At 71.7% G+C, this 14439-nt stretch carries 12 protein-coding genes; 7 read left to right on the plus strand and 5 right to left on the minus strand.

Translation table 11 applies throughout. The features are described 5' to 3' along the window. The first annotated feature begins 113 nt into the window (after nt 1-113). Nucleotides 114-605, plus strand: coding sequence for an ATP-binding protein (locus ACFYOV_RS11360; protein ID WP_389085829.1), 492 nt, complete (start codon nt 114-116; stop codon nt 603-605). Here the strand turns inward: ACFYOV_RS11360 and ACFYOV_RS11365 are convergent. After that, a complete protein-coding gene (locus tag ACFYOV_RS11365) occupies nt 532-1440 on the minus strand; it encodes a LysR substrate-binding domain-containing protein (protein ID WP_389085831.1) in 909 nt (302 codons plus the stop codon). The two genes, ACFYOV_RS11360 and ACFYOV_RS11365, sit on opposite strands and share 74 nt — an antisense overlap. Nucleotides 1441-1635: 195 nt before the next feature. On the opposite strand from ACFYOV_RS11365, the gene ACFYOV_RS11370 reads away from it, so the two are divergent. The 3 genes from ACFYOV_RS11370 to ACFYOV_RS11380 all read left to right on the plus strand — a co-directional run bounded on the left by ACFYOV_RS11370 (nt 1636) and on the right by ACFYOV_RS11380 (nt 4036). Beyond that, complete coding sequence (locus ACFYOV_RS11370) at nt 1636-2202, plus strand: DUF6817 domain-containing protein (protein ID WP_389085833.1); 567 nt, start codon at nt 1636-1638, stop codon at nt 2200-2202. Nucleotides 2203-2815: 613 nt separating this feature from the next. After that, a complete protein-coding gene (locus ACFYOV_RS11375; protein ID WP_389085836.1) occupies nt 2816-3364 on the plus strand; it encodes an RICIN domain-containing protein in 549 nt (182 codons plus the stop codon). Nucleotides 3365-3706: 342 nt separating this feature from the next. Further along, on the plus strand, nt 3707-4036 hold the full coding sequence (locus ACFYOV_RS11380; RefSeq protein WP_389085838.1) for a hypothetical protein: 330 nt from the start codon (nt 3707-3709) through the stop codon (nt 4034-4036). 31 nt (nt 4037-4067) lie between these two features. Here the strand turns inward: ACFYOV_RS11380 and ACFYOV_RS11385 are convergent, their stop codons facing one another. Beyond that, nucleotides 4068-4382: an AzlD domain-containing protein gene (locus ACFYOV_RS11385; RefSeq protein WP_389085840.1), complete on the minus strand. Its 315-nt coding sequence runs from the start codon at nt 4380-4382 to the stop codon at nt 4068-4070. After that, on the minus strand, nt 4379-5161 hold the full coding sequence (locus ACFYOV_RS11390; RefSeq protein ID WP_389085842.1) for an AzlC family ABC transporter permease: 783 nt from the start codon (nt 5159-5161) through the stop codon (nt 4379-4381). The genes ACFYOV_RS11385 and ACFYOV_RS11390 overlap by 4 nt, the downstream gene beginning before the upstream one ends. Nucleotides 5162-5230: 69 nt before the next feature. On the opposite strand from ACFYOV_RS11390, the gene ACFYOV_RS11395 reads away from it, so the two are divergent. Then, on the plus strand, nt 5231-5800 hold the full coding sequence (locus ACFYOV_RS11395; protein WP_389085844.1) for a helix-turn-helix domain-containing protein: 570 nt from the start codon (nt 5231-5233) through the stop codon (nt 5798-5800). 214 nt (nt 5801-6014) lie between these two features. Here ACFYOV_RS11395 and ACFYOV_RS11400 read toward each other — a convergent pair whose 3' ends face one another. Next, nucleotides 6015-6218 carry a cold-shock protein gene (locus ACFYOV_RS11400; protein WP_004984723.1) on the minus strand — a complete coding sequence of 68 codons (204 nt, stop codon included), beginning with the start codon at nt 6216-6218 and terminating at the stop codon, nt 6015-6017. A 310-nt stretch (nt 6219-6528) separates the two neighbouring features. Between ACFYOV_RS11400 and ACFYOV_RS11405 the strand changes: the two genes are divergently transcribed. Together ACFYOV_RS11405 and ACFYOV_RS11410 are read left to right on the plus strand one after the other, a co-directional pair. After that, nucleotides 6529-7377: a menaquinone biosynthetic enzyme MqnA/MqnD family protein gene (locus ACFYOV_RS11405; protein ID WP_389085847.1), complete on the plus strand. Its 849-nt coding sequence runs from the start codon at nt 6529-6531 to the stop codon at nt 7375-7377. Nucleotides 7378-7441: 64 nt separating this feature from the next. Then, nucleotides 7442-9265: a protein kinase gene (locus ACFYOV_RS11410; RefSeq protein ID WP_389085849.1), complete on the plus strand. Its 1824-nt coding sequence runs from the start codon at nt 7442-7444 to the stop codon at nt 9263-9265. A gap of 367 nt (nt 9266-9632) precedes the next feature. Here ACFYOV_RS11410 and ACFYOV_RS11415 read toward each other — a convergent pair whose 3' ends face one another. Then, nucleotides 9633-14330: an FtsK/SpoIIIE domain-containing protein gene (locus tag ACFYOV_RS11415; protein WP_389085852.1), complete on the minus strand. Its 4698-nt coding sequence runs from the start codon at nt 14328-14330 to the stop codon at nt 9633-9635. Nucleotides 14331-14439 lie beyond the last annotated feature (109 nt).

Genomic DNA, 14439 nt, shown 5'->3' on the forward strand with positions numbered 1-14439 from the left:
CCTCCACCCTCACGTCCGACGACCCGTACCCGCACCCACCGCACCCGTACGGCTACGCATGGTCGCCGCGCTGCCCCTGGTCACAGTAGAGGCGTCCCGCCACGCTCGGTGACGTGAACAGCAGAATCACCACCCCCACCGGCGAACTCGCCCAGCGACTCAGCCCCACCCCGCGTGGTGCCCGCCTGGCCCGTCGCCTCACCGCGCACCAGCTGGACGCCTGGGGATTCCCGCACGGCAGCGAGCCGAACGACACCGCCCAGCACGTCGTCGGCGAGCTCGCCGCGAACGCCGTCACGCACGGCCGGGTCCCCGGACGGGACTTCGAGATCCGGCTTCGGCTGCTGCTGCCCGACGCCACGCTCCGTATCGAGGTGAGCGACGCCCGCGGGGACCGCCTCCCCGTGCCCGGTGACGTGGGCGACACGTACGGGGAGGGCGGCCGAGGTCTGCGTCTGGTCGCCGCGCTCAGCCGGGCGTGGGGGGTCGCGGACCGGGACGTCGGCAAGACCGTGTGGGCCGAACTCACGCTCAGGGAAGGGTCGGTGCGTTCCGGTGACAGCTCGCCGTCACCGTGTCCGCGAACGTGCGGGCCGGGGGCGTGAGCGCGTCCCAGCGGCGCACGGCCCAGCCGACGGACAGCGGACGCAGGCCCCGGACCGGGACCAGGCGCAGGGGGCCCTCGGTGCCCGGGACCGCGTGCCCGGGCAGCGCGGGGACCACCGCCCGGCCCAGGCCCAGTTCCGCCAGCAGCAGCGCCGTGTCCCAGTCGGCGACGCTCGTGTCGAACGTGAAGCGCACCCCGGACTCCGCGCACGACGCGTCCAGTTGGGCGGCGGAGGTCGAGTCCGGGGGAAGCCGTATCAGGCGCAGGTCCTGCACCTGGGCCGCGTCCACGGACGGGCGGGCGGCGAGCGGATCGTCGGCCGGTACCGCCAGTACCCACGGGAGGTCCACCACCGCCCGCTGCTCGATGCCCCGCACCGGTGCGCCCAGCGTCACCCACGCCAGGTCGAGCTCGCTGTCTGCCAGCGCGTCGAAGCAGCCCCGGCTGGAGCTCGCCGTGCGGAACTCCAGGCTGATGTCCGGATGGCGGCGGCGGAAGGCGACGACGGCCTCGGCCATGAAGTGCCGTACGGTGGTCGCGCCCGTGGCGATGCGCACCGATCCGCTCTCGCCCTCGACGAGTTCCCGCAGCCGCCGCAGCGCCAGATCCAGGCCCGCGATGCCCTCGGCGGCGGCCGCCTCCAGCAGCCGGCCCGCGGGCGTGGGCGTCACCCCCCGCGGCTGGCGTTCCAGCAGGCTCACGCCGGTCTCCCGCTCCAGCCGCTTCACGTGCTGACTCACCGCCGACTGCGTGCATGCCAGATCACGGGCCACCGCGCTGAGGCTGCCGGCCCGGCACACGGCCACGAAGACCCGCAGGTCGTCCAAGGTCACAACACCCAAGCTAACACTTGGGATTGATCACCGATTCTTAGGATTGACTCGGCCCGGCACCTCCGCGACGATCTCCACAGGGCCCAGGGCGGCAACCCGCTCCCCGTCCTCACCGACGTCCGGACCAGCGGTGAGGAGGGGAGCGGGTGCCGACCCTCCGTGTCCCACCCGACCGCCGGCGAAAGGCCCCCACCCGTGCCCACTCGCGTCGACGCGGCCCGCGCCCTGTTGGAGCGGTGCGGGGCCGCGACCACCGGCCATCCCGGCGGGACCCTGCTGGCCCACCTCGACCGCGTACGGGCCGCACTCGCGCGAAGGGGCGCCCGCCCCGCCCTTCAACTCGCCGGTCTCTGCCACGCCTTCTACGGAACCGACGGCTTCCCGGAGGCACTGCTGCCCCTCGACCGCCGTCAGGAACTCACCGCAGTGATCGGTGCCGAGGCCGAGGAGATCGTCCACACCTACGCGAGCTGTGACCGCACGGCCACCTACCCGTCGCTCACGGGTCCGGACGCCCCCTTCCACGACCGCTTCACGGGCCGCACGTACCACCCGGGGCCCCGCGTGCTCAGGGACTTCGCCGAGCTGACGGCAGCCAACGAACTCGACCTCCTCGGGATCGATCCGGCGTTCCGCGAGCGGTGGGGACCCGAACTCGCGGTGCTGTTCACCCGCATGGAACCGCTGCTGAGCGACACGGCCCGGCGCGACGGCCGTGCCCTGCTGGGCGATCGCGGCCCGGACCCTCGACGCAACGACTGACCGTCGAGCCGCCGACGGGACACGGCGGCCCAGTCCTCGCGAGGGTGCCGTAGAAGGCACGGGTCAGCCGTGGCAGCCGGGCCCGGGGCAGCACGTGTCGTGCACAGGCGACCCAGCCACGACCATCGCTTCGAACCTGCTCGAATCGTGGCACGAAACGTCGCGGTGGCAAGCCCGACCGGAGCAGGCTGGTGCCCCGCACTTCTGCAGCCGTTCGAGCCGGGGGGAGTGTAGACACGGGGAACGCATCGGGAGTTCGGCGTCAGCGACAGGAGTCAACGTTCCACTCCGACTCCGAGCGCCCGCTTCACGAGTGCTGCGGGCGTGAACTGCGCTGTCACCAGGGCACGGACCGAACCGTAGACCGCCAAGGGCACCCGTGGGGGAACCCGGTTCACCCCTTCAGACCAGAAAGGGAGATCGACGGCACAAAGGCATCCGCCAGGCCGGCTTCGATGTCCGCAGGTGCGGGCGTGTTCGTTTGGCAGGCCGGCGAAGCACGCATTGTTTCTTCCGGGTGCGGAGAAGGCCAACAGAATTCCCTGCGCCGCAGTTCGTCACGTCAGCGCGAGGTTGGCAACTCTCAGCCGATCTACGACAACGAGGGAGAGTCATGAGGTCTCACAAGATATTCACTGCGGCTGCTGTGGGCGTCGCTCAGCTGACGCTGACGCTGGCCCTGGCTCCGACTCCGGCGGCCGCTGCCACTGCCGGGCCCTACTGGTGGGCTTCGGCAGCCGTCAGCGACTTGAACCGGATGGTGCTGGACGTTCAGGGACCCTCTACCGCGGAATACGCGAAGGTGCACCTTTGGGACTTCTACGGCGGGACGAGCCAGTACTGGTACCTCGATACGGCTACGGGCCAGCCCAGCAACGTCCGGCTGTTGCGCAACAGATACAGCGGAAAGTGCATCGATCCGCAAGGCACTGGCATCACGAACGGAACGGCTGTCGTTCAGGAGACGTGCAACCACGGCGACAGGCGGCAGATGTGGCGTCAGGAATTCAGGTTCTCAGGCGCAGGACACAGCTACTACCGGTTCGTGAACGTCGCCACGGGGAAGTGCTTGGACAACGCCAACGGTAGTTCGGCCAACGGCAACAAGATTCAGTTGTGGAGTTGCGCTTCCGGAACCAATTACAACCAACTCTGGTACTGAAGTCGTCGTGCAATTCAGTGGTTCGCCCGGCCTGTTGATTGACTGATGGTTTCAGCGTGTCCACTGATCGGGTAACGGGCCGGCGTCCCGCAACGCATGAGGCTCCCGTGTCGGTGAGAGACGTGTACGGCGTCAAATCATAGGCATGGGAGCCTTGTTCAGGCACGGCGAGATCGTCTGATCCTGATCACGCTCAGAGACTCGCCAGCCCCTGGCGGGACAGTTCTCGGGCGGCCCTCACCGACTCGGCATGAGAGCCTCACGTCCCTGGCAACTGAAACCGAGGTGGCGTAGCTGTTGCAGCGGCGCGGCCGGCGGACGGCATTCACGGTCGCTGAGAGAGTGAACGCGTGGGCGGCGCTGGTGAGCGCCATCGAGCGCGGCCACGGCGACGACATCTACGAGTACACCGACGACCTCTGCTGCCGTGACTGGCTGCACGAGGCGTGGCTCCTGCTGGACGAACACATCGTCCAGCTCTGGACCCCTCGGATCAGAGTCCTGGACAACCGGTACAGGGCCGCGACCATCGACGACGACGGCCAAGCACTCGACCAGTTCCACAGACTGCCCGGCCCCGACCTGTGGTGGTGGCGGCGACACCCCCGCATCCTCACCGGAGACCTCGGCCGTTCGCCGAGGACGGCCGGTGCCGTCGGCACAGACCCATGACCCTCGGCCTCTGGGGAGGACGGGACGGCTCTCAAGCGACGCCCACCGCCCGCAGCACCGCCGCCGTCCCCGCAGCCCCCAGGACGACGACCGCGAAAGGTGCCCCGCGCCATGCCAGGACGCCGCCTGCCAGCACCCCCAGCGGACGGGCCCAGCCCGCGAAGTCGCCGCCCTCGGTGAGCGCACCGGTCGCCAGCAGTGCGACCAGCAGCACCACCGCACCGGCGGACAGCAACTCCTGTACGCGCGCCGGCAACTCCACGCGCCCGTGCAGCACCGGTCCGACCAGCCGGAACGCATACGTTCCGACGGCGAGTACCAGGATCACGGCGACTGCCCCGCTCACACCGACCGCCCCCGCTGCCGCTCGTCCGCCGTCGCCGTACGCGTGCGTGGGCGCGTGCCGAACAGCACCAGCCCCGCCAACGCCACCAGCACCGGAACCCCGGCCGGGACCCCGGGCAGCGCCGCCACCGCCACCGCCGGCGCGGCGCCGGACAGCGCGGCCCGGCGCACGGCCGGGTCGGCGCGCAGCGTCGGCAGCACCAGCGCCACCAGCACCGCCGGGAACGCCGCGTCCAGCCCGTACCGCGCCGTGTCGCCCAGCGCGCTGCCGGCCAGCGCGCCCGCCAGCACCCCGGTGTTCCACACAGTGAACAGCCCGACCCCGGAGAGCCAGAACGCCGTGCGCCGCCGTGCCGGGTCCTGCTGGGCCAGGGTGAAGGCGACCGTCTCGTCGGTGACCAGGTGAGCCCCGACCAGACGGGCGAGCCGCCCCCGGCCGATGTGCTCGGCCACCGCGAGGCTGAACGCCGCCGTACGGGTGTTGAGCAGCAACCCCGTCGCCGCCGCCGCGACCGGCCCGCCCCCGGCGAGCAGTACGCCCACCGCGCTGAACTGTGCGGATCCCGCGTACACCACCAGCGACATCACCACCGGCACCCATACCGGCAGCCCTCCTGCGACGGCGATCGCCCCGAAGGACACGCCGACGACGCCCCCGGCCAGGCAGACCAGAGACACGTCACGCAGCAGGTCGGCTCCGACCGAGGCGGAGAACCAGGACGTGGTGGACCAGGACGCGGTGGACGCGGTGGGCCAGGGTGTTCGACGTGCCGAACGCATGTTTCCTACAATGGACGCAGCAGCTCGCGTTCGTCAAGCCGAACGATTGGTCCCCTGGAGCGAACGAACATGGCCGACAGCACCTCCCCGCCCCGCCTGCCCCTCGACTGGATCGCCGCCGCGCTGCGCCGCGAACGCACCCGCGCCGGCCTCTCGCTCTCCGAGCTGGCCAAGCGCGCCGGAATCGCCAAGTCCACGCTCTCTCAGCTGGAAGCGGCGAGCGGGAACCCGAGCATGGAGACGATCTGGGCACTGGCCGTGACGCTCGGCGTGCCGTTCAGCGCACTGGTGGAGCCCCCGGTCCCGCCGGTGCAGGTCATCAGGGCCGGCCAGGGGCCGACCGTGCACTCGGAGCAGTCCAGTTACGCGGCCACCCTGCTGTCGGTGAGCCCCCCGGGCGCACGGCGGGACATCTACACCGTGAGCCTCGAACCCGGCAGCGTGCGCGACTCGGAACCGCACATTCCGGGGACCGTGGAGCACATCGTGGTGAGCGCCGGCCGGATCAAGGCGGGGCCCGACGGGGAGAGCGTCGAACTCGGGCCGGGGGACTACATGTCCTACCGCGGAGACATCCCGCACGCTTACGAGGCGCTGGAGTCCGGCACGACATTCGTCCTGATCATGCAACACGTATGAGGCATGTGCGCATATGGGCAACTCCGCACGTCACGGGCGGACCGCGGGGCGCGTCCGGGCCCGCGCACAGCCGTCGCGGCGAACCGGCGGGAAGAATTCGCCGGGAATTCACCGAGGTGGCCGATCACGGCGGTGACGGGAGGAAAGGCAGGAGCCCCGTCGCCTGACGGCGCGGGGCTCCTTGGGTACTGCTAGTCGTTCCCGGATCGGAGGATCAGACCGGGGTGACGTTCTCCGCCTGCGGGCCCTTCGGGCCCTGGGTGACGTCGAAAGACACCTGCTGGTTCTCCTCGAGGGACCGGAAGCCGGTCGCGTTGATCGCGGAGTAGTGGACGAAGACGTCGGGGCCGCCGCCCTCCTGGGCGATGAAACCAAAGCCCTTTTCGGCGTTGAACCACTTCACGGTTCCGGTAGCCATAAGCCCTCCTTGGGCTCAAAAGGGTTGCCCTGCTCCAGAACCAGCAAGTGTGAAGATTTGAGTTCTGCACAACTGCATACGTCTGAGAACGACGAGAGCCCGCGGTCACATGCTCCGCAGGCTCTGTACTGCAAGGGAAACCAAACTGCAACTTGCGGACGAGCCTAGCACGCGAGCGCCCGAATGCAATAGAGGTCAAGATCACGTCACCCGAATGTTTGAACGTCCTCCTTCTCCCACCGCCCCCGGGGGCACCGTGCACCGCAGGGCCGGAGGCCCGCCACCCCGGCACGAGGGCTAGCCTCACGATGTGGACAATCCTCGCACCCGGCCGCGCGTCGGCCACATCCAGTTCCTGAACTGCCTGCCCCTGTACTGGGGACTCGCGAGAACGGGCACGCTCCTCGACTTCGAGCTCACCAAGGACACCCCCGAGAAGCTCAGTGAGAAGCTGGTGCAGGGCGACCTCGACATCGGGCCGATCACCCTCGTCGAGTTCCTCAAGCACGCGGACGACCTGGTCGCCTTCCCCGACATCGCCGTCGGCTGCGACGGCCCCGTGATGTCGTGCGTGATCGTCTCCCAGGTCCCGCTGGACCGGCTCGACGGGGCCCGGGTCGCCCTCGGGTCGACCTCGCGCACATCCGTACGACTGGCCCAGCTGCTGCTCGCCGAGCGGTACGGCGTACACCCCGACTACTACACCTGCCCGCCCGACCTGAGCCTGATGATGCAGGAGGCCGAGGCGGCCGTCCTCATCGGCGACGCGGCGCTGCGGGCCAACATGGTCGACGGGCCGCGCTTCGGCCTGGACGTGTACGACCTGGGCGAACTGTGGAAGCAGTGGACGGGGCTGCCGTTCGTCTTCGCGGTCTGGGCCGCCCGGCGCGACTACGTCGAGCGCGAGCCGGTCATCACCCGCACGGTGCACGAGGCCTTCCTCGCCTCCCGCAACCTCTCCCTGGAGGAGGTCGGCAAGGTGGCCGAGCAGGCGGCCCGCTGGGAGGACTTCGACGAGGCCACCCTCGCCCAGTACTTCACCACCCTCGACTTCAGCTTCGGCCCCGCCCAGCTGGAGGCGGTCGCGGAGTTCGCCCGCCGGGTCGGCCCGACGACGGGGTTCCCGGCCGACGTGAAGGTGGAGTTGCTGCGGCCGTGAGGCCGCGGGGGGCCGCCCACTACCCTGCTGGCAGGTTCCGGCGCTAGGGGGAGGGGTGGACGCCATGCGGCCGCTCGACGTCGACGAGCCCACCGCCGTGGGACCCTACCGGCTGCTGGGTCGGCTCGGCTCTGGCGGAATGGGCCGGGTCTACCTCGGCCGCAGTCCGGGGGGACGCACGGTCGCCGTGAAGATCGTGCACCCGCACTTCGCGCTCGACGAGGAGTTCCGCGCCCGCTTCCGCCGCGAGGTCGAGGCCGCGCGCCGGGTGGGCGGCGCCTGGACGGCGCCCGTCCTGGACGCGGACCCCGAGGCCCGGGTGCCCTGGGTCGCCACCGCCTACGCCGCCGGACCGTCCCTGGCCGCGGCCGTCACGGACGGCGGTCCGCTGCCCGCCGCCACGGTACGGACGCTGGGAGCGGGACTGGCCGAGGCGCTGACGGCGGTGCACGATCTGGGCCTGGTGCACCGGGACGTGAAGCCGTCGAACGTCCTCCTCACCCTCGACGGCCCGCTGCTCATCGACTTCGGCATCGCCCGTGCCCTGGAGGGCACGGCCTCCCTGACATCGACGGGCGTGTCGATCGGCTCCCCCGGCTACATGTCCCCCGAGCAGATCCTCGGCAAGGGCGTCACCGGTGCGGCGGACGTCTTCTCCCTGGGCGCGGTTCTGGCGTACGCGGCCACGGGCCGGCCGCCGTTCCCCGGTGACTCCTCGGCGGCGCTGCTCTACAAGGTCGTGCACGAGCCCCCGGACCTGGACGGCCTGAGTGGCGGTGAGCTCCGGGAGCTGGTCGGGGTCTGCCTGGACAAGGACCCGGCCGCCCGCCCGGCCCCCGCCGAGGTGGCCCGCCGTCTCGCCCCCGAGGGCGCGGCCCGGCTGGTGGCGGGCGGATGGCTGCCCGGAACACTGGTGGAACAGGTCAGCCGGGCCGCCGTACGGCTGCTCAACCTCGAGGCGGGCGAGGGCAGTTCCTCCGGACCGGTCGGCTTCAGCCGGCCCTCGGTGGGGGAGGCGGTGACCGCGGACGGCACCGCCGGCACCGGGGCGTTCGGTCCGCCGCCGGTGATGCCGGCGACCGACGGGACACCGGCCGCCGCCGTCCCCGCTCCCCGCGAGACGCACGCGCACCCGACCCCTCACGGGCGTGCGGCCCCCGACCCGCGGCCGACTTCCCACGGGCGTGCGGCCCCCGACCCGCACCCGGCCCCCGACCCGCGGCCGGCCTCTCCCGGGCAACCGGCCTCTCCCGGGCAACCGGCCTCTCACCGGCACCCGACCGCGGACCCCCACCCACCGACCCAGCCCTCCGGCGACCGTCCCCCGAAACTCGCCGTCTCCGTGGCGGCCACGAACACCCCCGGGAACGGCGGCCGGGGCCGGCGCGTGAGCTGCACGGTCGCCCTGGCGGTCGCGGGGGCGCTGGCCGCGGTGACCGTCGGATCGGTGTTCGTGTTCGACCTGCTGCCGGGCAACTCCCGCGGAGGCGCGTCCGATCAGGACGGCGGACCCCAGTCGAAGGCGCCCGTCACCGAGGTCCCCGCCGCGTACGTCGGCACCTGGGAGGGCCAGGCCACCTCCCGTGACGGCATCGCCATCCCGCTGGGCACGTTCCGGGTGACGATCAAGCAGGCGAGGATCGGCGAACGGGTCGGCACGCTCCGCCACACCGACATCTTCGGCGGTGTCTGCGACGACGTCCTGACCTTGAAGCAGGTCACCGAGAAGCAGCTCGTCACGGACTCCGTCGGCGCCACGTCCCATCGCGACGTGTGCAACCAGGCCCTGCACACCGTCCGCCTCACCCCGGTCGGCGACGACCTGGTGTACGAGTCCGACAGCAAGGCCTCGGGGCGGCCGGAGGCGCGGCTGTCGAAGATCAGGTAGCGGGGGAGGAGTCCGACGGGTTCTCGGCGGCCGGTGTCTCCGGGGCGCCGTACCGCGCGTAGCAGGGCGCCCAGACCCACGACCACGGTGAGCGACCGCGAGCACGACCGCCCAACGGAATGAGTACTCCTCGTGCACCCGGCACGATCCGCCCTCGCGGTAGCAGCCGCAGTCCCGATCACTGCGCTGCTTCGGCCGGGAGGCCACCGCGGTGATGAACCCGCCGAGCCGGGAACAGGGCGAGGGCGACGGGAAGACAGAGGCAGCAACGCCCAGCCCTTGTCCTTCTTCCCGGCCTTCCGGCCGGTGCTCGTAACGCACCACGGCCCCCGCCGCCTTCCGGCGCTTCGGCCGGGCCGAGCCCGTGCTACCCCGGCACCACGACCGTCCGCAGCTCACCGTCCCCCAGGTGCAGCATGCCTTTCCCGGGGGCGACCTGTCCGCCGACCATGCTGCGGGACAGGCGCAGTCCGATGAGATCGCCGCTGGAGGACTCCTGCGGGGAGAGCAGGATGCCGCGGCGGGCCTTCTTCGCGTCGACCTGCCAGCCGGAGAAGCCGCTGCACACGTCTTCCTCGTCACCGGCGATGACGAGCGCGAGGCCGCGCTCGGCGCCCCGGGACACGACCTTCTTCATCTGGCTCGCGGCGTCGCAGTCCTCCAGGATTTCGCCGTCGTCGACGAGCACGGCGATCGGCTCGTCGACCGACGCCCCGTCGATCAGCTCCTCGAACTCGTCCTCGTCGATGTCGTCGCCGGTGAAGACCTTCAGCACGCCGTCCGCGCCGTCGAGCTGCCGCAGCGGAGACTGCCGGGGAGCGGCAACGACCAGCCGGGTGCCGTGCGCGAGGAAGGACTGGGCGAAGTTCATCAGCACCGTCGAGCGCCCCGACTTGGCCGGTCCCGCGATGACGAACGCCGGCACCCCCTCGGCGAGATCGGGTCCGAAGCCGACGATCTCGTCGCCGCCGATGCCGGCCAGCGCCCACAGCCTGGACCGCGACGCCTCCGGGTCGCGCATCTCCCACGCCTCCGGGAACGAGATGCGGCTGGGCAGGCTGTCGACGCGGAACGGGCGCCGGGCGCGCGGCACTCCGGCATCACGGACGGCCGCCGCCTCGCCGATCGCGGCCAGCGCGGCCGCCTGGCCCTGACCGGTGGTGTCCTCGGCGAGCAGCGCGAACTGGGTCTCCGTACCCGACTCGTTGCGGAACGCACGGCCGGGCGGGATCTCCTCGGGCACCTTGCGGGCCGGAATGCCCAGTGAGGAGAAGTCGCTGCGGTCGGCCAGGCGCAGACCGTACTTGTCCTCGGTGAGGGTCGCGATCCGGCCGACGAGCAGCGTCCGGTCACCGGCCAGGACCAGGTGGATGCCGACGCTGGCGCCCTCACGCATCATCGTCTGCAGCTCGTCGGTGAGCGAACCGTGGTCGATCTCGCCGAGCGTGGGCACCCAGCCCTCCCAGCGGTCCAGCAGGACGACGACGTGCGGCAGCCGCTCGTCCTCGGCGACCGCGGCCCGCTGCTCGCCGATGTCCGCGAAACCCTTGTCCGCCAACAAGTCCTGTCGGCGCGACAGTTCACCCTTCAGCCGGTTGACCAGACGGATCACCCGCTCGGTCTGGTTGCGGCCGACGACCGCCCCGCAGTGCGGCAGCCGGGTCAGCGCGTTGAGCGCGCCGTTGCCGCAGTCGATGCCGTACAGGTGGACGTCGGCGACGGAGTGGGTGCGCGCGAGGGAGCCCGCGATGGTGCGCAGCACCTGGGACCGGCCGCTGCGCGGGGCACCGCCGATCATCAGATGGCCGAACGTGGAGAAGTCCACGACGACCGGGCGGCGCGCCTGGTCGGCCGGCAGGTCCTCGACGCCGTACGGGGCCGGCGGCAGCTTGCCCGGCGCGAGCGCGACGGCCGGGACCGGCACGTCGTCCAGCAGCAGCGTCTCGTCCAGCGCGGGCAGCCACGGGCTGTGCTGGGCCGGGACGCCGAGCGAGCTGTTGGCGTCGCGCACGGCGTCCACGAGAACCTTCAGGTCCGTGATCTCGTCGTCCTCGCGCGCCTCGGACCTGGGCTTGGCCAGCGCGGCCCGCCCCAGGTCCTCCCAGGTCAGCGGGCCCACCCAGGGCGCGAGCGCCGCCGGGTCCGCCGCCCCGGGGCGGCGACCGCCGACCCGGCCGGACTGGAACGGCACCAGGGAGGCATGGCCCAGGCGGGCGTACGCGCGACCGGGTGTGCTCTTGGAGATGTGCCCGGCCTCGGGGGAGTCGATCACGTCCGTCGACTCGCCGGCGTCCGTCACGCGCAGCGCGATGCGCAGGTTGGTGTTGGCGCGGATCTCGGGGGAGACGACACCGCTCGGCCGCTGGGTGGCCAGCAGCAGGTGGATGCCGAGGGAGCGGCCCCGCTGCGCGATGTTCACCAGGCCGGTGACGAAGTCGGGCAGGTCGCGCACCATCGACGCGAACTCGTCGATGACGATGAGCAGCCGGGGCACCGGAGCGTGCGACGGGTCCCGCCGCACCAGGTCCTGGTAGTCCTCGATGTCCTTGGCGTCGGCGGCGGCCAGGATGTGCTCACGCCGCTTCAGCTCGGCCCCCAGCGACTCCAGGGCGCGCTCCACGAGGTGCGCGTCGAGGTCGGTCACCATGCCCACGGTGTGCGGCAGCTTGACGCAGTCCTTGAACGCCGAGCCACCCTTGTAGTCGACCAGCACGAAGGTCATGTTCTCGGGCGTGTTCGCCACCGCGAGGGCCGCCACGATGGTCTGGAGCAGCTCGGACTTGCCGGATCCGGTGGTACCGGCGATCAGGCCGTGCGGCCCGTCCTTGCGAATGTCGATCCCGAACGGCCCGTCGTACGACTCGCCGATGACGGCCAGCGTCGACTGCCCGCCCATCCGCCAGCGCGCCACGATCGCGTCGCTCGTCGGCGGCTCGAGCTGGAGGACGTCGAGCAGCCGGCTGGCGGCCGGCAGCGCCGAGTCCTCGGTCTCCCCGCTGATGTCCCGCAGCGGCGACAGGGACCGGGCGAGCCGCAGGCACCAGGCCGGCGACACGAAGTCCGGCCGTACCTCCTTGACGCGCTCCGCGCCCGCCTCCTCGACACGCAGCCGCAGCTTGTCGGGCGCGCCCGCCCGGCCGGGTTCGGCGGCGGCGCCGGCGTGCCAGGCGTGGAAGGAGGGGAAACCACCGACAGCCTGCTGGACCTGGGTCTGCTGCTGCTCCCGGTCGTACTCCTCGGCCCTGGGCTCGGCGACGACGAACGCCTGGCACTCACCCGGCAGGAACCGCTCCTCGGCGTCCAGACAGATGGCGTACAGGGACACCGACGGCCCCTCGCGCAGCAGCCGCACCACACCGGGCAGCGACCGAAGCCGCCGTGACCCGTCCCAGACGACCACGATGTCCGGGTCGCTGAAGGTCGTGCCCTGGGACCGGTTCTGCTCGGCGGCCTTCTTGCGGGCGTCGAGGATCTGCGTCAGCTCGCCGATCCGGGCGCCGACGGTCTCGGCGTCGGTGCCGATGAGGACGTTGACGTCCTGACCGCCGGAGGGCCGGGCGTGCGGCAGCCACCGCACCCAGTCCCACGACTCCTGCGCGGAGTTCTCGCTCAGCACGTAGAACTGCACGTCCATCGGACTGTGCAGGGCGGCGGTCTGCGCGACGGCCCACCGGCCGAGCGCGCGGGCGGAGTCACCGGGCCCGGCCATGCCGATCACGCCGAGGGACCGCAGGTGGAGCGCGACGGGCGCGTCCTCGATCCTCCAGGTGACCTCGCGCCGGTGGTCGTCCTGCTCGGGGTCGTCGAGCACGACCTCGGACGGCAACTGCCCGGTGCCGACCCGGATCAGCAGGTGGTCCCGGTCGGTGCGCCGCCGCTCCCACAGCCGGGTGCGCGGCCCGGTCCCGAGCGAGAGCACCGTCGCCGGATCGGGAATGGCGTGCCGCCGGTCGTCGCGCTCCTGGACCAGCGCATCCTGGGCGTCCTTCTCGATCCGCTCCTTCTGCTCCTCGTACTCCTGGACCTGCTTGGCGTGGGACTTGCGTCCGTGCTTCTTGTCGTTGAAGTAGTTGGCGAAGAGCAGGATGGGGCTGAGCCCCGCCATGATCAGGTAGTACCAGCGCTGGAAGACGGCCACCATGACGACCGCACCGACGAGCGGCGTCAGCGCCATCAGCCAGGGCAGCGGACGGGGCTCGTACTCGCGGGGCGCCGAAGGCAGCCGGAAGTTCGTCCTGCGCTCGGGCGGACGCAGCCGGGGCGGCCGGTTGTAGTCGAGCCCCATGCCGTCCTCGGACCACTTCAGCGCGGCGTTGGGCGGCGAGTAACGGGTGAGTTCCAGCAGGGAGTTGCCGACGCCGATCTGCGCGCCGAGGGGCCAGTCGTAGGTGCCGTCCGTCAGGCCGCCCGCCCCGGCGCTCCCCGTCGGCTCGCCCGTCTTCGGCTTCTTCCGTTTCCTGCCCTTCCCGCCCTTCCGGCTGTTCTTGCCGTCGTCGTCGGTCTCCTCACCGCCGCGCGAGTCCTCAATGGCCTTCCCGTCGAGCGTCACCCCGGTCCTGCCGTCCTGGTCCGCGTCCGCGTGCACGGTGACGCGGCAGGTCCCGTCCGTCGCGACCGAGAGGGTGAGAGCGCGGGCGTCGACCTCGGGATCGTCGACGCGGAGCGAGGAGGCCGGCCCGCTGCCGATGTCGTACCGGCCGACCCCGAGCCGGTGGACGGCCCCTGCGGCGGGCCCGCCGACGAGACGCAGCTCGACGAGCCCGGCGGGCTCCCCGGGCAGACACCCGGAAGGGTCCTGGAGCGAGACAACGGCCCCTTCCCGCAAGGGGGATCCGATGACGGTGGCGCTCGGATCGACGGCGTACCCGTCCACGTAGACCAGCGGGGCGTTGTGGGCCGGAGCCGCTCCCTGATGCCCGAGGGGAATCACCTGGGCCCCGCTGTGCCCGACCTGCCTGGCGAGCTCCTGAGCGATGTCCCCCACCGTGGACTCGGGATCGGCATCGAGCACGACATCGGCGGCGTCCCCGCCGAAGGGATCGACGACGGTCAGAGTCAGGCGCACGCTTGTCCTCCCCAGGCCCTGTGGCCGCTTCCGACGCATCCACCACGCGCGTCACGGTTCCCGTGACGATATCGGCTCGGCGTCGGCACGGGGCAGCCGGGATGTGTGC

This window comes from Streptomyces sp. NPDC005931 (assembly GCF_042871235.1).
In the GTDB taxonomy this organism is placed as follows: Bacteria; Actinomycetota; Actinomycetes; order Streptomycetales; family Streptomycetaceae; genus Streptomyces.

Excerpts from the sequence above, each read along its gene's own strand:
- ACFYOV_RS11390 (WP_389085842.1), bottom strand. The coding sequence starts at position 5,161 with ATGCGTTCGGCACGTCGAACACCCTGGCCCACCGCGTCCACCGCGTCC.
- ACFYOV_RS11375 (WP_389085836.1), top strand. The coding sequence starts at position 2,816 with ATGAGGTCTCACAAGATATTCACTGCGGCTGCTGTGGGCGTCGCTCAG.
- ACFYOV_RS11410 (WP_389085849.1), top strand. The coding sequence starts at position 7,442 with ATGCGGCCGCTCGACGTCGACGAGCCCACCGCCGTGGGACCCTACCGG.
- ACFYOV_RS11395 (WP_389085844.1), top strand. The coding sequence starts at position 5,231 with ATGGCCGACAGCACCTCCCCGCCCCGCCTGCCCCTCGACTGGATCGCC.
- ACFYOV_RS11400 (WP_004984723.1), bottom strand. The coding sequence starts at position 6,218 with ATGGCTACCGGAACCGTGAAGTGGTTCAACGCCGAAAAGGGCTTTGGT.